The 18732-nt window shown below is 69.4% G+C and carries 18 protein-coding genes and 1 tRNA gene; 8 read left to right on the plus strand and 11 right to left on the minus strand.

The genetic code is table 11. The annotated features are described in order from the left end of the window. Positions 1–62: 62 nt before the first annotated feature. Complete coding sequence (locus HDC31_RS03255) at positions 63–935, plus strand: N-acetylneuraminate synthase family protein (protein ID WP_058632547.1); 873 nt, start codon at positions 63–65, stop codon at positions 933–935. Next, positions 932–2341 carry a DUF6716 putative glycosyltransferase gene (locus HDC31_RS03260; protein ID WP_179515818.1) on the plus strand — a complete coding sequence of 470 codons (1410 nt, stop codon included), beginning with the start codon at positions 932–934 and terminating at the stop codon, positions 2339–2341. The genes HDC31_RS03255 and HDC31_RS03260 overlap by 4 nt, the downstream gene beginning before the upstream one ends. Before the next feature lie 21 nt (positions 2342–2362). Here HDC31_RS03260 and HDC31_RS03265 read toward each other — a convergent pair whose 3' ends face one another. Beyond that, positions 2363–2968, minus strand: a complete 606-nt coding sequence (locus HDC31_RS03265) for a TetR/AcrR family transcriptional regulator (RefSeq protein ID WP_113680600.1) — start codon at positions 2966–2968, stop codon at positions 2363–2365. 102 nt (positions 2969–3070) lie between these two features. Here HDC31_RS03265 and HDC31_RS03270 point away from each other — a divergent pair, with 102 nt between their 5' ends. Further along, positions 3071–3781: an SDR family oxidoreductase gene (locus tag HDC31_RS03270; protein WP_113680601.1), complete on the plus strand. Its 711-nt coding sequence runs from the start codon at positions 3071–3073 to the stop codon at positions 3779–3781. Between the two features lie 33 nt (positions 3782–3814). Continuing rightward, on the plus strand, positions 3815–4810 hold the full coding sequence (locus HDC31_RS03275) for an NADP-dependent oxidoreductase (protein WP_113680602.1): 996 nt from the start codon (positions 3815–3817) through the stop codon (positions 4808–4810). 138 nt (positions 4811–4948) lie between these two features. On the opposite strand, the gene HDC31_RS03280 is transcribed toward HDC31_RS03275, so the two are convergent. Both HDC31_RS03280 and HDC31_RS03285 read right to left on the minus strand, forming a co-directional pair. After that, on the minus strand, positions 4949–5728 hold the full coding sequence (locus HDC31_RS03280) for an ABC transporter permease (protein ID WP_113681121.1): 780 nt from the start codon (positions 5726–5728) through the stop codon (positions 4949–4951). Then, positions 5725–6780, minus strand: coding sequence for an ABC transporter ATP-binding protein (locus HDC31_RS03285; RefSeq protein WP_113681120.1), 1056 nt, complete (start codon positions 6778–6780; stop codon positions 5725–5727). Before HDC31_RS03285 ends, HDC31_RS03280 begins: the two co-directional genes overlap by 4 nt. A gap of 62 nt (positions 6781–6842) precedes the next feature. Between HDC31_RS03285 and HDC31_RS03290 the strand changes: the two genes are divergently transcribed. Together HDC31_RS03290 and HDC31_RS03295 are read left to right on the plus strand one after the other, a co-directional pair. After that, positions 6843–7829, plus strand: coding sequence for a YafY family protein (locus HDC31_RS03290; RefSeq protein WP_113681119.1), 987 nt, complete (start codon positions 6843–6845; stop codon positions 7827–7829). Between the two features lie 87 nt (positions 7830–7916). Then, positions 7917–7992: transfer RNA gene (locus tag HDC31_RS03295), tRNA-Met, on the plus strand. A 45-nt stretch (positions 7993–8037) separates the two neighbouring features. On the opposite strand, the gene HDC31_RS20475 is transcribed toward HDC31_RS03295, so the two are convergent. From HDC31_RS20475 to HDC31_RS03335, 8 genes are all read right to left on the minus strand, one after another. Further along, positions 8038–8928, minus strand: a complete 891-nt coding sequence (locus HDC31_RS20475) for a siderophore-interacting protein (protein ID WP_046747779.1) — start codon at positions 8926–8928, stop codon at positions 8038–8040. Then, positions 8925–10796 (minus strand): ABC transporter ATP-binding protein, encoded by a 1872-nt coding sequence (locus HDC31_RS03305; RefSeq protein ID WP_179515819.1) that lies wholly within the window; start codon positions 10794–10796, stop codon positions 8925–8927. The genes HDC31_RS20475 and HDC31_RS03305 overlap by 4 nt, the downstream gene beginning before the upstream one ends. Further along, entirely contained in the window at positions 10789–12450 is a 1662-nt protein-coding gene (locus HDC31_RS03310) for an ABC transporter ATP-binding protein (protein WP_113681118.1), read from the minus strand. Before HDC31_RS03310 ends, HDC31_RS03305 begins: the two co-directional genes overlap by 8 nt. After that, positions 12447–13235: an ABC transporter ATP-binding protein gene (locus HDC31_RS03315; protein WP_113681117.1), complete on the minus strand. Its 789-nt coding sequence runs from the start codon at positions 13233–13235 to the stop codon at positions 12447–12449. Before HDC31_RS03315 ends, HDC31_RS03310 begins: the two co-directional genes overlap by 4 nt. 11 nt (positions 13236–13246) lie before the next feature. Continuing rightward, complete coding sequence (locus tag HDC31_RS03320; protein WP_113681116.1) at positions 13247–14350, minus strand: iron chelate uptake ABC transporter family permease subunit; 1104 nt, start codon at positions 14348–14350, stop codon at positions 13247–13249. Next, positions 14347–15420, minus strand: a complete 1074-nt coding sequence (locus HDC31_RS03325) for an iron ABC transporter permease (protein ID WP_218867293.1) — start codon at positions 15418–15420, stop codon at positions 14347–14349. Before HDC31_RS03325 ends, HDC31_RS03320 begins: the two co-directional genes overlap by 4 nt. 8 nt (positions 15421–15428) lie before the next feature. Continuing rightward, positions 15429–16493: an ABC transporter substrate-binding protein gene (locus HDC31_RS03330; RefSeq protein ID WP_046747782.1), complete on the minus strand. Its 1065-nt coding sequence runs from the start codon at positions 16491–16493 to the stop codon at positions 15429–15431. A gap of 187 nt (positions 16494–16680) precedes the next feature. Continuing rightward, positions 16681–17523 (minus strand): AraC family transcriptional regulator, encoded by an 843-nt coding sequence (locus HDC31_RS03335; protein WP_046747783.1) that lies wholly within the window; start codon positions 17521–17523, stop codon positions 16681–16683. Between the two features lie 118 nt (positions 17524–17641). On the opposite strand from HDC31_RS03335, the gene arfB reads away from it, so the two are divergent. Next, the gene (gene arfB / locus HDC31_RS03340) at positions 17642–18082 is read left to right on the plus strand and encodes an alternative ribosome rescue aminoacyl-tRNA hydrolase ArfB (protein ID WP_113681114.1); all 441 of its coding nucleotides are present in this window, start codon (positions 17642–17644) and stop codon (positions 18080–18082) included. 70 nt (positions 18083–18152) lie between these two features. Further along, on the plus strand, positions 18153–18731 hold the full coding sequence (locus tag HDC31_RS03345) for a hypothetical protein (protein ID WP_179515820.1): 579 nt from the start codon (positions 18153–18155) through the stop codon (positions 18729–18731). The last annotated feature ends 1 nt before the right edge of the window (position 18732 follow it).

The following is an 18732-nucleotide window of genomic DNA, read 5'->3' on the forward strand; positions in this document are numbered from 1 at the left end:
TTCATCCTCGGCCCGTAGTCAGGAGGGAGGGGTTGCACCAACGCTCGAACACCGGAGGAATCATGACTGTCAGCATCGGCTCGCGAGTGATCGGCGGCGGTCGTCCGGCCTACGTCATCGCGGAGATCGGCCTCAATCACAACGGCGACGTCGACATCGCGAAGAAGCTCATCGACGTCGCGGCCCGGGCCGGCGCCGACGCGGTGAAGTTCCAGAAGCGGACTCCGGAGATCTCGACTCCTGAGCACATGCGCGACGTCCCCCGCGAGACGCCCTGGGGTGTGATGAGCTACCTCGACTACCGCCGGCGGGTCGAGTTCGGTCGTGAGGAGTACATCGAGATCGGCGACTACGCGACCATGCGCGGTCTGGACTGGTTCGCCTCTCCCTGGGACGTGCCCAGCGTCGAGTTCCTGGAGGATCTCAACGTCGTGGCGCACAAGGTCGCGTCGGCCAGTCTCACCGACACCGAGCTGCTGATCGCGCTGCGGGAGACCGGCAAGCCCGTGATCCTCTCCACCGGCATGTCGACCATCGAGCAGATCGACCGTGCGCTGGAGACCCTCGGCACCGACCGCGTGGTGCTCATGCACGCGACCTCGACCTACCCGCTGGAGCCCGAGGAGGCGAACCTGCGGGTGATCGCCACGCTGCGCGACCGCTACCCCGGCGTGCCCGTCGGCTACTCGGGCCACGAGCGCGGGCTGCAGATCTCGCTCGCTGCAGTGGCCATAGGAGCCGTCGCGGTCGAGCGGCACATCACGCTCGACCGCACGATGTGGGGGTCCGACCACGCGGCATCGCTCGAGCCGACGGGGCTGGAGCACCTCGTGCGCGATATCCGGGTGATCGAGCGCGCGACCGGCGACGGGGTCAAGCGGGTGTTCGACAGCGAGCGGGCGCCGATGGCGAAGCTGCGCCGCGTTCCGGCATGACGGTAACCAGCGGCATCCGCGTCGTCGCCATCGCGGACGCCGACTCGTTCGTGAAGTGGGCCGCCTCCCTTCTCGGTTCCGTGCCCGGTGTGCGCCCTCACCTGCTGCTCGTGCGCACACCGCTCACGGCCAGCGCCGAGCAGCAGCGCACGGCTCTCGCCGGCACGACGCTCGGGCCGGATGACGTCACCCGCATCGGGTTCGCGCAGACGGAGGGCTGGCTGGCCGAACAGCGCCCGGACGTGGTCCTGCTCGCGGGGCGTGGACCGTTCGTGCGGCTGATGGGGCGCGTGATCGACACGTTGGAGCATCGGCCGGTCACGGTCTCGGGGCTGCCCGGTATGGCGATCCCCGCCCAGCGCGGGGCGCTCGACTATCGCCGCCACACCGACCTGCTGGTGGTGCACTCCCACCGCGAGGTGCGTGCCTTCGAAGAGCTCGGGCGCCGGATCGGGGTGCGGACGCCCGTGGCGCTCGCGACCCTTCCGTTCGCCCGGCGACGGCAGCGGATGCTGCGCTCGGAACGACTCGCCGTCGATGCGGTGGCGGCGTGGGGCAGCGGTTTCGGGGCGCTGAGCGGCGGTATCGCGGTCGCCGAACGCCCCCCGCGGACCGCTCCGGTCAAGCCGCCGGCCACGGACATCGTCTTCGCCGCGCAGGCCCTCGTCCCCCTCGCGAAAGACCAGCGCGCCGAGATCGCGGCCATGCTCGTGCGCGCGGCCGAGGCCGAGCCGGGCCGCCGGGTGGTGGTGAAGCTGCGGTCGCGGCCGGGGGAATCCGAGACGCACCTCGAGCGCGAGCCGTACGCGGGGTTGCTGCCATCGCGCCTTCCGGAGAACCTCGTCTTCTCCTACGACTCGATGAGCACGGCGCTCGATACGGCCGCGGGCCTCGTCACGGTGAGCTCCACCGCCGCGATCGAGGCCACGGCTCTCGGTGTGCCCGTGATCGCCCTGGATGCGTTCGGTGTGAGCAAGAGTCTGCTGAACACGGTGTTCGTGGGAAGTGGGCTGCTCGGCGGTCGCAGCGAGGTCGTGGCGGGGCGCTTCCGGCACCCGCACCCCGACTGGCTGCGCGACAACTACTTCCATCCCGACGGCGAGTCGACGTGGTGGGAGCGGGTCGAGCAGCTCGTGGCGCTGCGACGCTCCGGGGCCCTGCCCTCACGGCGGGTGCCTGCGGCCCGAGGCGGTTCCCTGCACGAGGCCTGGCACCGGGCGAGCGTGCTCGGGGTCGAAGATCGCACGGTGCGGGGCTCGGTGGCGCTCGCGGTGGGCGCCCCGGCGACGCGAGCGCTCGGTGTGCTTCGACGGCGCAGGACACCCGCGGATGGCGGGACCTGGTCGGACGCCTCGACCGACTACACGCTCGAGCCGAACCCGTTCGACGACTCCCTCCGGCGCTGAGTCTTCGGGGCGTTCGCTCGGTCAGCCTCCGAGGAGGTTGCCGAGCTGGGCACCGACCTCCTCGACGAGCTCGTCGACGCTCAGTTCGACGTTCGTGCTCGGCGTGAGGGTGAGGAACATGATCGAGGAGACGATCCGGGCGAGGGCGGTGGCCCGTTCGACGCCTGTCTTCTCATCGCGCTGAAGAATCCGGGCCACGGCGGTCTCTGTCTCCCCGACGATGCGGAGTGCTTCGGCGTGGTGCGGATCCGACGTGTCGGCGAACAGCATCTCGCGAAGGTAGGTGCGTCCGTTCTCGACCTGGACGCGATTGCACTCGATGATCGGTCGCAGGAGAGCGAGGATCGCCTCGGCGATATCGGGAGTCGCCTCGGCGGCCGCCACGCCCTTCTCGAGGGCGACCGCGTAGTGCGCGTTCTGCACGAGGAGCAGCAGCTCGCCCTTGGTCTTCGCATAGAGGAACAGTGTGCCGGTGCCGACGTCGGCCCGCTCGGCGATCTGCTGGGTGGTGACGTCGTCGATGCCGTGCTCGGCGAACAGCTCGGCCGCTGCCGCCGTGATCCGCTCGAGCTTCTGCTGCTTGTTGCGCTCGCGACGCCCGAGGACGTTCGATGCGGAGGTGGTCATGCTCTTCTTTCAGGAATAGAAACTGACTACGCTCAGTTATGAGTTAAGTCGCTAACGTGCACACTCAGATATCGCCTATTGTCGCAAAGAAGAGAGCATTCCATGCCTTCACTCCACGGAGCCGTCGTCCTCGTCACCGGAGCGAACGGAGGCATCGGCACGCAGTTCGTCCATCAGGCGCTCGCCCGCGGAGCCGCCAAGGTGTATGCCAGCGCCCGCGTGCCACGCAGCTGGGATGACGAGCGCGTCGTCCCGCTCGCGCTCGACGTGACGGATGCCGAGTCCATCCGTCACGCGGTCGAGGCCGCGCCGGATGTGACGGTGCTCATCAACAACGCCGGTGCCTCGGCACCCACCGCGGGAATCCTCACACACTCCGACGACGACATCCGCCGGAACGTTGAAACCAACTTCCTCGGCCCGCTCTTCCTCGCGCGCGCCTACGCCCCGCTGCTCACCGGGCGGCCCGGTGCCGCGATCATCGATATCCACTCCGCTCTCTCCTGGTTCGCGGTGGCCGGTATCTACAGCGCGACGAAGGCGGCGCTGTGGTCGGCGACGAACTCGCTCCGCCTGGAACTCGCTCCGGCTGGAGTGCACGTCGTGGGCGTGCACGTCGGCTATGTCGACACCTCGATGGCCGAGCACGTCTCGGACCCGAAGACCGATCCCGCCGACCTCGTGGCCACCGTGTTCGACGCGACGGAACGCGGGGAGTACGAGGTGCTTGCCGATCAGACCTCGGTGCAGCTCAAGGCGGCGCTCAGTGCTCCGCTGGAAGCCGTCTACCCCCAGCTGCAGGCGAGCGCCTGAGTCGCCGCGAGATCGTCGGAGGAGTCGAACATCATGCGCGCATTCGTCGTCCCGAAGTACAAGCGGCCACTCGAAGAGCGGGATGTCGTCGAACCGGTCGTGGGTGACCGAGACGTCCTGGTTCGTGTGGAGGCTGCCGGTCTCAACCAGCTCGACGAGAAGATCCGGCGGGGCGAGTTCGCACAGATCCTGCCCTATGAGCTGCCGCTCGTGCTCGGCAACGACCTGGCGGGGACGGTGATCCGTGTCGGCGCACTCGTCGACGGATTCCGACCCGGCGACCGTGTGTACGCGACCGCAGACGGGGCACGTATCGGGACGTTCGCCGAGCGGATCGCCGTCGCCGAGAAGGATCTCGCCCTCATGCCGGCCGGGCTCACGATGGCGGAGGCCGGGTCCCTCCCGTTGGTGGCTCTCACGGCCTGGCAGGCCCTGGTCGAGCGCGGCAAAGTCCGGGCAGGACAGAAAGTGCTCATCCACGCGGGTGCCGGCGGTGTCGGATCCATCGCCGTCCAGCTCGCCGCCCACCTCGGAGCCACGGTCGCCACGACGGCCAGTGCGGTGAACGCCGACTTCGTCCGTGAGCTCGGCGCCGACATCGTGGTCGACTACCGTCGGCAGGACTTCGCCGAGGAGCTGTCCGGCTACGACTTCGTGTTGGACAGCCTCGGCGGCGAGAATCTCGAGAAGTCGCTGCGGGTGCTGAAGCCGGGCGGACTGGTCGTCGGCATCTCGGGACCGCCCGACCCCGCATTCGCCCGCGCGCGGGGGCTGAACGCCTTCGTGCGACTGGCCGTGGCAGGGCTGAGCCGGAAGATCCGTCGCCAGGCGAAGAAGCTCGGGGTCCGCTACGAGTTCCTCTTCATGCGGGCGGATGGCGATCAGCTCCGCGAGATCTCGGCTCTCGTCGACAGTGGGGTGATCCGGCCCGTCGTCGCGAAGACGTACCCGTTCGAGCGTGTGCCGGAAGCACTCGCCGATCTTGCCGCCGGGGGGAGCCGCGGCAAGCTCGTGATGACGAACAGCTGAGTCACGGGGCGGGTGCCGGAAGCCAGACGCATCGCGCCGTGCGCGGCGCGTCGAGGGCGGCGCGTCGAGGGCGGACACGCCGACGGTGCGCTGCCGCGTCTGGGTTTTCGCACGCAGCGACGCACCGCCGGGCCCCGCTCAGCTGCTGCGACGGATCGCGCGCACTCCGACGATCAGCCCGACCACCGCGACCGCGAGCGCCGATACCCAGCCCCACAGCACGGTCGCGTCTCCCAGGTCTCCGGCGAACAGTGCCCGCTCGGCCTGCACCACCCAGTTCACCGGGTTGACCGAGGCGACGACCCGCATCCAGTCGGGGGCAGCGTCCAACGGCAGCAGCATGCCGGAGAGGATCAGCAGCGGGAAGATCAGCGACTGCTGCACACCCCAGAACAGCCACTCCCGGTCTTTCGTCGCCAGAGCGAGCGAGTAGGACAGCGAGCCGAGGCCCACCCCGAAAACGGCCAGCAGCGCCAGGCCGACGAGGAGGCCCGGGATGTCGGCCGCGAAGCCGAACGGCCAGGCGATCAGCACGATCACCAAGGCCTGCACGACGATCGGCGCGATCTCCTTGAGGGCGCGTCCGACCAGCAGGGAAGAACGGGCGAGCGGGGCGACGAGGGTGCGCTCGTGCGAGCCGGTCATCATCTCGTACTGCAGGTTAGACCCGGTAGACCCGGTGCCGAACAGCACGATCATCACGAGTACCCCCGGCACGAACCAGGCCAGCGTCTCTCCGGCAGGCTGTCCCGAGTCGCCGATCAGCAGGGGCGCGAACAGCCCGAGGAAGATGAGCGGTTGCAGCAGGCTGAAGATCAGCGTGAACGGATCGCGGAGCACGGGCTTGAGCTCGCGCGTCAGCACATTCCGCGTGTCGCGCGCGAGGTTCGGGCGCACGAGCGTGTCGTTGGTGATCATGAGAGGACTCCTGTCGTGCTGTTCTCTGAAGCTGTGCGGGTGTCGGCGGGGGCGGAGGATTCGGGTGCTTCGCCCGCGGCATCCGCTCCTTCGCCTGCTTCGCGTAGCGTGCGCCCGGTGAGGGCGAGGAACACGTCGTCGAGCGTGGGTGGCACGCCGGTGGCCCTACGCGCGACGATCCCGGCGGCGTCGAGTTCGCGCACGATCACCGGCAGCAACCGGTCGCCGTCCTGCACCGCGACCGAGATCGAGGCATCGTCGACGGCGACCTCGGCGGAGGTGAGACGGGCGACCACGGCGCGGGCGCTCACCGCTTCGGCAGCATCCGCGAAGCCGAAGGTCAGCACGTCGCCGGCGAGGGTCGCCTTGAGGGAGGCGGCGTCGTCGTCGGCGATGATGCGTCCCTTGTCCATGACCATCACCCGCTCGGCGTAACGATCGGCTTCTTCCAGGTAGTGCGTGGTGAGGAAGACCGTGGTGCCGTGCTGGGTGCGGAGGTCGAGGATGTGCTCCCAGAGGTTCGCTCTACTCTGCGGGTCGAGTCCGGTCGAAGGCTCATCGAGGAAGATGAGTGGCGGCGCGTGCATGAGCCCGAGCGCGATGTCGAGTCGGCGCTTCTGCCCGCCGCTCAACTGCTGCACACTGCGGGTCGCGAAGGACGCGAGATCGAGCGACTCGATGAGTTCGTCCGCCCGGCGCACACTGTCCCGCCGCGACAACCCGTAGAACGCGCCCTGGCTCAGCAGCTCGTCGCGCACCCGCTGCGAGAAGCTTCCGCTGGTGAGCTGTCCGACGTAGCCGATGCGGGCACGGACCCCTGCCGCGTCGGTGCGAATGTCGTGCCCGACGACCTTCGCTCGCCCCGAGGTGGGCGGGATCAGGGTCGTGAGCATCCGTAGCGTCGTCGACTTGCCCGCGCCGTTCGGCCCGAGGAAGGCGACGAGCTCTCCGCGCGCGGCGGTGAAGGAGACGTCGGTCACGGCATGCACCGGCGTCTTCTTGACGGTGAAGACCTTGGTCAGGCCTTCGGTCTCGATGAGGGATTCGTTCATGGGGAGAGAGTAGAAACCGATGCGGACAGATCCTGTCCGCATCATCTGGCAATCTGAGGCGCATGACCGACACCACCTCCCGTGCCCTCGCCCTGCTGAACCTGCTGCAGACGCACCGGCACTGGCCGGGAACCGAGCTCGCCACCCGGCTCGGAGTGACCGAACGCACCGTGCGCCGCGACGTCGACCGGCTGCGCGAGCTCGGCTATCGAGTGGAGTCGACCCCCGGTGTGGCCGGTGGCTATCGACTGGAGGCCGGAAATGCCGTGCCACCGTTGCTGCTCAACGACGACGAGGCCGTGACGATGGCGATCGGGCTGCGCGTGGCCGCGACCCAGCAGCTCGTCGGCGGACCGGAGGTCACACTCACAGCGCTGGCGAAGCTCGAGCAGGTGCTGCCCTCGGCGCTGCGGCAGCGGGTGAACGCGCTCGCCGCGTCGGTGCAGGCGCCGCGCATCGGAGAGGGACCGGTGGTCTCGCCGGAGGTGCTCGGGGAGATCGCCCTCGCCACCCGCGACACCGAGCGATTGCGTTTGAGGTACGTCGACGGCGAGGGGCAGGAGAGCGTGCGCCGGGTCGAGCCGCACGCCCTGGCCCCGGCCGGTCGCAAGTGGTTCCTGCTGTGCTGGGACCTCGACCGCGACGACTGGCGCACCTTCCGCGTCGACCGCATCGCCGCGGTCGAGCACACGCGGGTGCTGTTCACGCGCCGGGAGATCACCGAGGAGGAGATCGAAGAGCGTGTGCTGATCGCCTCGTCGTGGTCGCCGCAGAAGGTCGAGGCGGCTGCGGTGATGGAGCTGCCGCTCGCCGAGATGCAGGAGCACTTCGGGCCGTGGTGGCAGGGCGCGACGCCTGTGGGCGAGGACCGCACACGCTGGCCCGTCGGCGGCTCGGACTGGCGCGAGGCCATGTACGGACTGCTCTGGATCCCCGAGGGCGTCGAGTACGCCGTAGCGTTGTCTGATCCGCATCGGAGTGAGCTGCGCGAGGCCGTCGGGCGCCTGCTGCGTGCCCTCGACGCCCCCGAGCCGGATGACGCCGAGTGACGCAGCGACGTCATCCACAGACTCATAGGGTTATCCCAGGCAACGGTCCTGGCGGGTCAGATAACGGCCGGGTAACGTCATTCCCATCGCGGCGATCCGGGCGGTCCCGGGCCTCAGCTCATACCTGATGGCGTTGCGGGTTCGACTCCCGCCGTCGCGTCCACTCCAGAAGGTTCGGCGCAGCCTCGCGTCCGCTGAGATGCCGTCGTCACAACCCGAGCTGGTCCAGGCGCTCCTCGAAACGCACCTGCACGTCCTCGGGCTCGTCGTCCTCGGCATCGGCCCAGATCGCGTCCAACTCCTTCTGCACCGACTCGGGCAGCGCGGCGAACTTCTCCTCCCACGCAGCGACCGGCGTCCAGTAGCCGACGACCTTGAACCGGGTCGCGGGCAGGCCGAGCTCTTTGCGCAGATACTTGCGCACGTCTCGCAGCGCCACGGTCTCGCCGGCCACCCACACGTAGCCCTCATCGAGGGGGAGCCGGTCGTCGACGATGCCGCGCACGAGCGGGCCGAGTGCGCTGGGGCCGTGACCGTTGCCGCCGACCACCCAGGTGACCTCGACATCCGCCCCCGCCTCCAGACCTATGCGGTCCGACTCGCTCGGCACTTCGAGCACGACCCGCGTGCGCACGCCCCGAGGTGCTTCGGCGATGATGCGCGCGACCGCCGGAAGCCCGGTGAGGTCGGCGACGAGCACCTGCCATGTGATGCCCTCCGGCGGCGAGTACAGGCCGGTGGGGGAGTTCAGCCCGAGCACGTGACCCGGCTGCGCGCGGGCGGCCCAGGGACCGGCGACACCCGCCTCGTGGATCACGAAGTCGATGTCGAGCTCACCGGCGTCCGGGCGCACTCCGCTGATCGTGTAGGTGCGCATCGGTGCCTCTGGCGCTCCCTCCGGTGTCTCCCACCAGTCGCCCGCGGGCACCGGCAGCGAGACATCCATCGGGTCGTCGCCGTGTGGGAAGAAGACCCGCACGTACTCGTCGCCGATGCCGGTGCTGAGGAACTCGGCGACGCCCTCGCCGCCGAGCGTGACGCGGACCAGGGTCGGAGTGAGGGTGGTGGTGCTGCTGACGATGCCGCGGTGGATGCTCACGGAGTCTCCGTCTCTGTGGTGGGGGTGGTCTCTGTGGTGGGGGTGGTCTCTTCGGCGGGGGTGGTGTCTGTGGCGGGGGAGGGATCGGTCGGGTTCGGTGTCGCGACTGAGGCGCGAGTCTGCGCCAGCCAGGAGTCGCGATAGAGCCCGTCGGTGGCGAGGAGCTCCTCATGCGTGCCGCGCTGCGTAGCCCTGCCATCGGCGAACACGACGATCTGCTCGGCGGTGACGGCCTGCTGCAGCCGGTGCGCGATGAGCAGAGCGGTGCGTCCTTCGCGCAGCACGGCGATCGCCTCTTCCACGGCTTCTCGATGGTGGAGCCCGACGTCGGCGGTGGCCTCGTCGAGGATCACGATGTCCGGGTCGGCGAGGAAGGCCCGTGCGACGGCGAGCTGCTGGATGCGTCCCTCGTCCAAGGGCACGACAGCCTCCTCGGAAGGCTCCACGTTCTCGCGGACCATGGCATCGACGGCCCACTGCGCTCCGACAGCCTGCAGCGCCGCGATCATCTCGTCGTCGCTCGCCTCCGGAGCGATGAGCCTCAGATTGTCGGCGATCGTGCCCCGGAAGTGATGCAGCTCCTGCGACAGGTAGTACGGGGCCGACGTGCGGGAGGCGAGGTGCACGCTGCCAGAGGTCGGTGGGTGGTGGCCGGCGACCACGCGCGCGAGTGTGCTCTTGCCCGACCCCGAAGTGCCCACCAGCGCCGCCGTGGTGCCCGGCTCGACCCGCAGGTTCACGTCGTGGATCCCCCGGCCGGTGGTCGGATAGCGGAACGTCACGTCGCGCACCTCGATCCCCGCTGATGACGCTGATTCCTCCGATGCCCGTGCTGCCGCGTCCGCTCGCCGATCCGAGGCGATAGTCGACGGCGCGAGGTCGATCACGCCGACGAGTCGCGCCAGGCCGATGGTCGCGCGTTGGATGTCGTCGAGTCCGAAGATCAACTGCCCCACGGGACCGAACAGACGGTGGAAAAGCAGCGCTGCGGTGGTGACGGCGCCCACCGTGACCGCGCCGGCCGACTGCAGCAGGAACCCGGTGCCGAGGATCGCGGCGAGGCCGACGAGCTCGCCACCGTTGATCCAGCGGAACAGCCGGTTGGTCACTCGCACGCCCTCGATCTGCTTCCGGATCGAGGCCTCTGCGCGCTCTCGCACCCGCTCCAGCGCCGGCTCCTGCTCGTTGAACGCGGTGAGTGTCTCGATACCCTCGACCGCATCGAGTACGGCCTGACTGCGCGCGGCTTCGCGCACCCGCACTTCGCGGAACACGACGCGCGACCTGCGGAGGAACGCCCGGGTGCCGAGCACGTAGAACGGTGCGGAGGCGAGTCCGGCGAGGGCGAGCCGGGGATCGAGCGCGGTCAGTGCGACCACCGACATGGCGATCGCGAATGCGGCGGACAGCAGGGTCGGGGCCACGTTCCCTCCGGCCTCGGCCACCGCATCGACATCGCCGGTCACGCGGGAGAGCAGGTCGGCGCTCTCGCCGTCGTCGACCGTGCTCACCGGAAGACTCATCGCCGAGGCGAACACGTCCTCGCGCAGTGCCGCGAGCATGTCCTGCACCAGGCCGGTGAGCACCCGCACGGCCCACAGCATCACCACGGCCGCACCGATGGCGCCCAGTCCCGCTCCGACGACCCAGCCGGCGATGCTCGCGAAGCCTGCGTCTGACGAGACGGCATCGACGATGCGGCCCAGGCAGGCGGGCATCACGATTCCGAGGGCGGAGGCCGCGAGGAAGAGCGCGGCGACGGCTGCCGTGCGGCCGGGATGCCGGCGCAGAAGCGCACCGATGACGGCCCGTACCCGAGCGCCGGAGGCGATCGGCAGCAGAGGGGAGGTCGAGACCGGGTCACCCATACTGCACCTCCGATCCGCCGGAGGGAACGTCGACGACTCGGTCGCAGGCGCCGAGCAGAATCGGCGAGGTGGTGATCACGATCACGGTCCCGGTGTGTTCTGCCAGGGCGCGGGCGATGTGCGCCTCGGTGAGGGCGTCGACGGCGGAGGTCGGTTCGTCGAGCACGAGCACGTCGGCCTGTGCGTGCAGGGCGCGGGCGATGCCGATGCGCTGCCGTTGTCCGCCCGAGAGACGTCTCCCGGCTTCCCCGACCTGCGCTTCCCAGCCGCCGACCTGCACCACGGTGTCGTGGAGGGCTGCCATCTCGATGAAGGGCGGGTGCGTGGGCTCGTCCCGCCCGTGCCCACGCACGGCCTCGCGGAGAGAGCCGCTCACGATCGTCTGCCCATGCGGAGGGGCGACGACCCGATGCCGGTATTCCACCGGGTCGAGGTCGGCCAGATCTCGGAGTTCTCCGTCGACCGCGAGGTGGACGCGGCCTCGGTCGACACGGGTCCGCAGGCCGAGCATCCGGGAGAGGGCCCTGGCCGTGTCGCTGTCGGCAGGGCGGACACCGAGGAGCTCCCGCTCGCGCACCTCGACGCGCGGCGAACCCGAGTCCGTGTGGAAAGCCAGCACCACCTGTCCCGCCGGACCTGCCGATGCGGGCGATGCGGGCGGCGGATCCAGCAGATCCTCGGCGTCGATCATCTCGGCGAGGCGCTTGGCGGAGGCGAGTTTGTGGATCCAGTTCGAGGGGAACGACCCCGCATACGCGAGGTATCCGCTGATGAACTGGGCGAGGCCGAGCACGGTCACCAGTTCACCGATGCTGATGCGGCCCTCGGCGGCGAACCATGCCGACATGCCCGCCAACGCGGTCGTCGCGATCGCGGCCAATGTGCCGCTCACCGCTTCGTAGGAGGCGAGGGATCGGCCGGCTGCCGTCGCCGCGCGTCGGGAGGTGTCGCTCGCGGCGACGTAACGCCGCACGGCCTCATCCCGGGCACCGATACCCACGAGCACGCGGAATCCGCTCATGAAGTCGGCGGCCACGGCGCCGGCCTCGGTCGCCGCGTGCTGCTCAGCGAACCCGCGACGCTCGAGCGGACGGGAGACGACCTGCATCACGAACATCATCGCGATGGTCGAGCCGAACACGACGAGTGTCGCGACGGGCGAGATCACCAGCATCGCGAGTCCGGCTCCGATGATCGCGGCGATCGTGGAGCATTGCTGCGCCACTGACCAGGCGACGCCGGCGACGCGATAGGTGTCGGATGTGACGAAGGTGAGCGCCTCGCCGGGGGTCACCGTGCGACGGGAGAGCCGGGGTCGCAGCATCCGCGACAGCGCGAGGTGACGGAGCGCCTGCTCGCCGTACCCGTAGACCGAGACCATGAGCCGGGAGGCCGACTGATAGCTCACGGTCAGCACGAGGAACGTTCCGACGAGCACGCCGAGCCAGAGGGCGAGCGCGGCGGGGTCTGCGGGAAGTACGGCGCGGTCTATCGTCGCTCCGATGATGACGGGGATCGTCGCCTCGGCGAGCGCGTGCACGATGAGCAGCGCCGTCGCTCCGGTGAGGGCGATCCCGCGACCCCCCGATCTCAGCGCGATCCCGAACAGCTTCCGCGGAGTGGATGTCGTGGGGGATGTCTTGGGGGACGTCACGGTGTCCGCCGTCCGAGCGGCAGCACGAGCGGGGTGCCTGAGACGGGGTCGGTGATCACCTTGCAGGGCAGGTCGTACACGGCGTGCACGAGCTCGGCGGTGATGATCTCGCGCGGGTCTCCCTGCGCCACGATGGCCCCGTCGCGCATCGCCACGAGGTGCGTGGCGTAGCGAGCGGCGTGGTTGAGGTCGTGCAGCACGGCGACGAGCGTCGTGCCCTCGCGGTGCAGGTCGGCGAACAGCTCCATCAGGTCGATCTGGTGCGCGATGTCGAGGAAGGTCGTCGGCTCGTCGAGCAGCAGGTGCTTGGTCTGCTGGGCGAGGGCCATCGCCACCCAGACGCGCTGCCGCTGCCCGCCGGAGAGCTCTTCCACCAGGCGCCGTGAGAGATCCGTGACCCCGGTGGCGGCCATGGCCTCAGACACCGCACGCTCGTCGGCGCTGCTCCACGTGCGCATGGCGCTCTGATGCGGGAAGCGTCCGCGACCGACGAGATCGGCGACCGTGATGCCGTCTGGCGCGATGGGCGACTGGGGGAGAAGGCCCAGCTTGCGAGCGGCTTCCTTCGGCTTGAGCGAGCGCAGCTCGTCGCCGTCGAGCAGGACGGCCCCGGTGCTCGGGCGCAGCAGCCGGGCGAATCCGCGCAGCAGGGTGGACTTGCCGCACGCGTTCGGTCCGATGATGATCGTGAACGAGTCGTCCGGTACCTCGAGGGTCAGCTCGGAGATGATGGGGGTGTCTCCGTAGCCCAGCGTGATGTCGCGAGCCAGCAGCGAAGCGGTCATGGGTGTTCCTTTCAGGTGCGGCGCGCGTACTGGGCGGCCAGCAGCCAGGCGAGGTAGATGCCGCCGACCGAGACCGTCACGACGCCGACGGGCACGGCGACGAGCTGGGCGACGGCGTCCGACACCACGACGAGCGCGGCCCCGGTCATCATCACGGGCACGGTGCCCATCGGGGTGTTCGAGCGGGTGAGGCGCTGCGAGATCTGCGGGGCGGCGAGCGCGATGAACGAGATGGGTCCGGCGGCGGCGGTGACGAGCGCGACCAGGGCAACGCCGAACACCATCGCCGCGAGGCGGGTGCGTCCGGGACTGATGCCGAGGGCGGTCGCTGCGTCGTCGCCCATCTCGAGCACGGGGAGCGTGCGGGCGAGCGGGAGGGACAGGAGCATGACGATCGCGAACACGAGAGTCGCCGGGATCAGCTGGTCGAACCCGAGCGAGGCGATCGAACCTGCCCCCCAGGTCGCCGCCATCATCGCCTTCTCGACACTGACCGAGATCAGGATCCACGAGGTGAGGGAGCCGAGTCCTGCCGAGACGCCGATGCCGACGATGATGAGCCGGAACGACGACATCGTGTTCTTGTTCGCCAGCACGTAGACGAGAAGTGCGGTGAACAGGCCGCCGATGAGTGCGCCGGCCGCCTTGAACATGTATGTGTTCAGTTCGAGCACGACCATCACGAGCGTCACACCGAACTGGGCCCCGATGCCGAAGCCGATGATGTCCGGGGAGCCGAGCGGGTTGCGCGTGAGGGACTGGAAGATGCCACCGGCGAGGGCCAGGGCAGCGCCGCACAGCACGGCGAACAGCACCCGGGGCAGGCGCCATTCGACGACCACCTGGCGGATGTCGGGGTCGGAGGAGGGATCGAAGATCGCCCGGATGACGGCCGCGAAGTCGACCTCGTAGGCGCCGAGCGTCATGGAGAAGAGGCCGGCTCCGACGATCACGACGAGGAGGATGAGGCACACGACCACGGAGCGCACCGGGATGAGGGTCGCGACGCGCGCGGTCTCGATCCGGAACAGGCGCCGACCGTGGTCGACGGGCGCGACGTCGGTCGACCGCGCTGGCGTCCCCGACGCGGTGACCGGCTTCTGATCGATGCTCACAGCCCGCTCACCCGCTTGCGGCGCACGAGCACGATCAGGATCGGGGCTCCGAGGAGGGCGGTGACGATCCCGACGCGCATCTCCCCGTTCGGGAGCACGATGCGGCCCAGGATGTCGGCGAGGAGCAGGAAGGCGGGGCCGATGATCATGGAGTACGCGAGTACCCAGCGTTGATCGGGTCCGGTGAACCAGCGCACGATGTGGGGGATCATGAGTCCGACGAAAGCGATGGGTCCGGCGGCGGCGACGCTGGTTCCCGCCAGCAGGGTCACGGCGATGATGACGAGGATGCGGGTCACCCGCACGCGCGCGCCGAGTGCCTGCGCCAGGTCGTCCCCGAGTGCCAGGGCGTTCAGGGAGCGCGCGCACAACAGCCCGATCAGCAGCCCGGCGACGATCAGCGGCACGGCCCAGGTGAGCTGGTCGATCGTGCGTCCACCGATCGAGCCGACACCCCAGAACCGCATGACCTGAAGCGTGCTGGTGTCGCGCAGCACGATGGCGGTGGTGAACCCGGTGAAGGCGGCGCCCAGGGCCACCCCGGCGAGGGTGAGCTTCATCGGGGTCGCGCCCGAGGCGCCGAAGGAACCGAGGATGTACACGAGTAGGGTGAGCACGAAGGCGCCGCCGAGGGCGAAGGGCACGTAGGCGCCGGGGGTGGTGAACCCGAGCACGCCGACGGCGAACGTGACGGCGAACGACGCACCGGCGTTGACCCCGAGGATGCCGGGGTCGGCGAGAGGGTTGCGGGTGAATGCCTGGATCAGTCCGCCGCACACGGCGAGAGCCGCGCCCACGACGATGCCGAGCAGGGTGCGGGGCACGCGCAGCTCCATGACCATCAGGTGCAGCGGGTTCTCGTCGTCGTAGGTGAAGAGCGACTGCAGGACGGTGACGGGGTCGATCGCGCGGGCGCCGACCGCGAGCGAGGCGATGGCGGCGATCACCAGCACACCCGCGGCGATGACGAGTCCCAGAACGAGCGTCCCGTTGCGGTGCGGGGAGCCGGCGTCGCGACTCCCCGCACCCGTGTTCGAGACGTCCGTGACGTCGTCCGTCGTCAGGGACATCCCGTGCGTCACTTGCCGGTGATGGTCGGCTCGCCCTGCAGCGCGCCGGCGAGGTCGTCGACGTACTTCGGCAGGATGTACTTCAGCGAGAGCACGGTGGGAGCGCTGATGGCGGAGGCCTCGGCGGCGTCGGCGTAGATCACGTACGAACCGTTCGCGATCGGGTTCCAGCGGGAGACGACCTTGTTCTCGACGGTGTACTTCCCCTCGTCGGCGCTGCTGCCCCACGCGGCGAACAGGTCGGCCTGGACGTCGTAGAGCTTCTCGAGGCTGACGCCGGTGTACCAGTTGTCGCCCTCGGCGGTCTTGAGGAAGCTGTCCATCGCCGAGGTGGACGTGAATCCGAGGGCCTCGGTGATGCGCACGCGCGGGTCGTACTCGAGGTAGACGCCGAGGTCGGTGCCGCCCTCGTTCAGGGTCAGACCCCAGACGAATGTCTTGTCCTGGAACTCGGGGTGCTCGCCGGCGAGAGTGGTGATCTGCTCCTCGGTCTCGGCGATCAGCTCGTCGGCCTTGTCCTCTTCCGACAGGGCCTTGCCGACCGTGCGGGTCATGTCCTCCCACGTGCCGGGGTTCCACGGACCTTCGATGTAGGGGACGGTCGGGGCGATCTCGGTCAGGCGCTCGTACTCGATGTCGGAGATGCCCGAGTACAGGCTCAGGATCAGGTCGGGCTTGAGCTCCTTGATGGCCTCGTAGTTGGGGCCGTCTTCGAGGAAGGGGATGATCTCGGGCGTCTCGCCGTACTCTTCGGTGACGTAGTCCTCGAACCAGGGCTGGTAGCCGCTCTCGCCCGCGCCCCACACCTCTTCCATGCCCACGGGGTTGGTGCCGAGGGCGGCGACGATGTCGGCCGTCATCCAGCCGAGGGTGACGATGCGCTGCGGCTTCTCGGGGATCACGGTCTTCCCGTGGCCGTGCTCGATCACCACGCCGTCGGTTGCGGTGGGCGCCGAATCGGCAGCTTCACCGGGCGCGGTCGAGCACCCGGCCAGCGTGAGGGCGGCGGCGACGGCCGCGGCGACGAGGGCGGAGCCTCGGCGGATCTTCGGGCGCGCAGAAGCGTGCGACATGGTTCTCCTTCGGGAAGGGGGGAGGGTGTTGCCGCATCGACGCGGCGAGAAGTTAGGTAAGCATGCCCTAACAGAACGATGCTAGAACGCGGATGCGGCGCTCAGTGTTGCGGGAGCGACGACTTGTATCGCGGAACCGACAAACGTTGGTCGGATCGACCGTCGGGCGACCGGGAATGCCGTGCCGTCAGCGCCAGTACAGCTGGTGGGCGGCGTCGGAATGCACCCGTGCCACGTGCTGTCGCGGGGTCAGGCCGAAGCGGTCCTTGAATGCGGCGGAGAAGGCGCTCGTCGTGGCGTAGCCGCAGCGGTGCGCGGCGGCGCCGATGGGGGTGCCGTCCACGACCAGTCGGGCTCCGAGAGTCATCCGCACTCCGGTGCGCCAGCGCCCGAAGCTCATGCCGACGTCGTTCTGGAAGATGCGCAGCACCGTGCGCTCGTGGAGGCCGTGGGCGAGGAACAGCTCGATCGCACTGCGGGGGTCGCCGGGGTCGGCGAGCACGGTCTGCACGAGAGCTGCCACGCGTTCGTCGGCGGGCATCGGCACCTCGCCCCACTCGCTGGCGGCCTCCGGAAGCGGCTGTTGGAGCATCTCGATCAGGACGGACTGGATGCGCACGCGCAGGTCGGTGGGCATGTCGTTGATGCCGAGGTGCAGCAGCATCTCCTGCACGGCGCGCGGCACGAGCACCCGGGTGATGCCGTCGATCGGGGTGATCAGCGCGGAGTCGGGGATGTAGGTGTAGCAGCCCGTCGAGTCCGCCTCGTGATGAGCGGTGTGCGGGGTGTGGGCCGGGATCCATACGCCCTGACCGGGAGCGAGTCGCCACCGCGCATCCTGCAGGTGCACCCACACCGTGCCGCGATAGCACCAGGCCAGCATCGGGTCGGCGTGGCTGTGCGGGGGAGAGAGCGGACGGGTTCCCGTGTCTTCGGCGGTGACCACACCAGTGCCCATCAGGTACGGCTCGTTCACGGTCGACGGATACGAGGGGCTCGCCGCCCAGTCGTCCTGCCGGTATGAGTTCATTCGTGCTCCGCGTGACGGGCTGCGCCGCGGGCTCGAAATCCGGCCTGCCGTCCTCGCCATGCTAACGGGGTGCGGTGCGGTGCGGTGCGAGTGCGACGCGAGGCCTGATGATGGAGGTATGCCCTCCGCTCATCGCCCCGGTCTGCGGGTCTCGTCGGGTCTCACCATCCCCGAGGCCGAGCTGTCGTGGCGCTTCTCGCGGTCGTCCGGTCCGGGCGGTCAGGGCGTGAACACGGCCGATTCCCGTGTGGAGCTGGTGTGGGATGCGGCGCGTTCGCCGGTGCTCTCACCGCATCAACGCGAGCGACTGCTCGAACGGTTGAGCGGTCGCCTGGTCGACGGCGTGCTGACGATCGCCGCCTCAGAACACCGCGCACAGCTGCGGAACAGGGATGCGGCGCGCGATCGACTCGTCGCTGTCGTGGAGGAGGCGCTGCGTCCGCCCGCTCCGCCGCGTCGAGCGACGAAGCCGAGTCGGGGATCGAAGGAGCGCCGGCTGAAGGCGAAGCAGCGGCGCACGGACGTCAAGAGCCTGCGTCGGCGCCCGCGCGAGGACTGAACCGACAGTGAACGAGGGCGATGCCCGATCGTGATCCTCGGGCGCACCTGAAGTCCCTATGCTCGACGCCATGGTCGACCAGGTCGGGTGGGTTCCGGAGTCCCAGTACCGTCGCGCCGTGGGTCTCCTCCGTGGCTGGGTGATGGGGCTGGCGATCCTGGGCGTCGTCGGGGTGCTGATCCTCGGTACGTTGATGTTCCGCTGGGTGTTCCAGGTCTCGCCCTTCCCCGTGGTCGTGTCGTCGCCGGCGGCGTGTCATCTTGGCGGCGATCCGCAGGACCCCAGGTTGTACGTGGCGGTCGACGTGCAGAGGATAGTTGACGGGGCGCTCGTGGACGCATCATCGTTGGGCCCTTCGGGATGGACTGTCGAGGCCGCAGGGGTCGCCGCGTCGATGCCCGAGTTCGCTGCCCTGGATGACGCGGCGTTGACGCGCATCATCGAGCGGGCGGCGGCGGATTCCTCGATGCTCAGCGCGAAGAGGCCCACCGGCGTTCTGCTCGTGGTGCTCGACACCGAGGGTGAGAGCAGCGGGAGCCTCGCCGGACTCCGCACCGAGTGGGTGTTGGGGGAGCCCGTCCACCAGCAGGATGTGCCTCTGGGAATCGAGTTCACGCCCTCCGGTTGCACGGTGACGACCGTTCGATGAG

It is taken from the genome of Microbacterium sp. JAI119 (assembly GCF_013410135.1).
In the GTDB taxonomy this organism is placed as follows: domain Bacteria; phylum Actinomycetota; class Actinomycetes; order Actinomycetales; family Microbacteriaceae; genus Microbacterium; species Microbacterium oxydans.

Coding starts and splice junctions, on each gene's coding strand:
- HDC31_RS03330 (WP_046747782.1), bottom strand. CDS start 16,493: ATGTCGCACGCTTCTGCGCGCCCGAAGATCCGCCGAGGCTCCGCCCTC.
- HDC31_RS03260 (WP_179515818.1), top strand. CDS start 932: ATGACGGTAACCAGCGGCATCCGCGTCGTCGCCATCGCGGACGCCGAC.
- HDC31_RS03290 (WP_113681119.1), top strand. CDS start 6,843: ATGACCGACACCACCTCCCGTGCCCTCGCCCTGCTGAACCTGCTGCAG.
- HDC31_RS03275 (WP_113680602.1), top strand. CDS start 3,815: ATGCGCGCATTCGTCGTCCCGAAGTACAAGCGGCCACTCGAAGAGCGG.
- HDC31_RS03325 (WP_218867293.1), bottom strand. CDS start 15,420: ATGTCCCTGACGACGGACGACGTCACGGACGTCTCGAACACGGGTGCG.
- HDC31_RS03335 (WP_046747783.1), bottom strand. CDS start 17,523: ATGAACTCATACCGGCAGGACGACTGGGCGGCGAGCCCCTCGTATCCG.
- HDC31_RS03345 (WP_179515820.1), top strand. CDS start 18,153: ATGGTCGACCAGGTCGGGTGGGTTCCGGAGTCCCAGTACCGTCGCGCC.
- HDC31_RS03270 (WP_113680601.1), top strand. CDS start 3,071: ATGCCTTCACTCCACGGAGCCGTCGTCCTCGTCACCGGAGCGAACGGA.
- HDC31_RS03280 (WP_113681121.1), bottom strand. CDS start 5,728: ATGATCACCAACGACACGCTCGTGCGCCCGAACCTCGCGCGCGACACG.
- HDC31_RS03305 (WP_179515819.1), bottom strand. CDS start 10,796: ATGGGTGACCCGGTCTCGACCTCCCCTCTGCTGCCGATCGCCTCCGGC.
- arfB (WP_113681114.1), top strand. CDS start 17,642: ATGCCCTCCGCTCATCGCCCCGGTCTGCGGGTCTCGTCGGGTCTCACC.
- HDC31_RS03255 (WP_058632547.1), top strand. CDS start 63: ATGACTGTCAGCATCGGCTCGCGAGTGATCGGCGGCGGTCGTCCGGCC.
- HDC31_RS03285 (WP_113681120.1), bottom strand. CDS start 6,780: ATGAACGAATCCCTCATCGAGACCGAAGGCCTGACCAAGGTCTTCACC.
- HDC31_RS03265 (WP_113680600.1), bottom strand. CDS start 2,968: ATGACCACCTCCGCATCGAACGTCCTCGGGCGTCGCGAGCGCAACAAG.
- HDC31_RS03315 (WP_113681117.1), bottom strand. CDS start 13,235: ATGACCGCTTCGCTGCTGGCTCGCGACATCACGCTGGGCTACGGAGAC.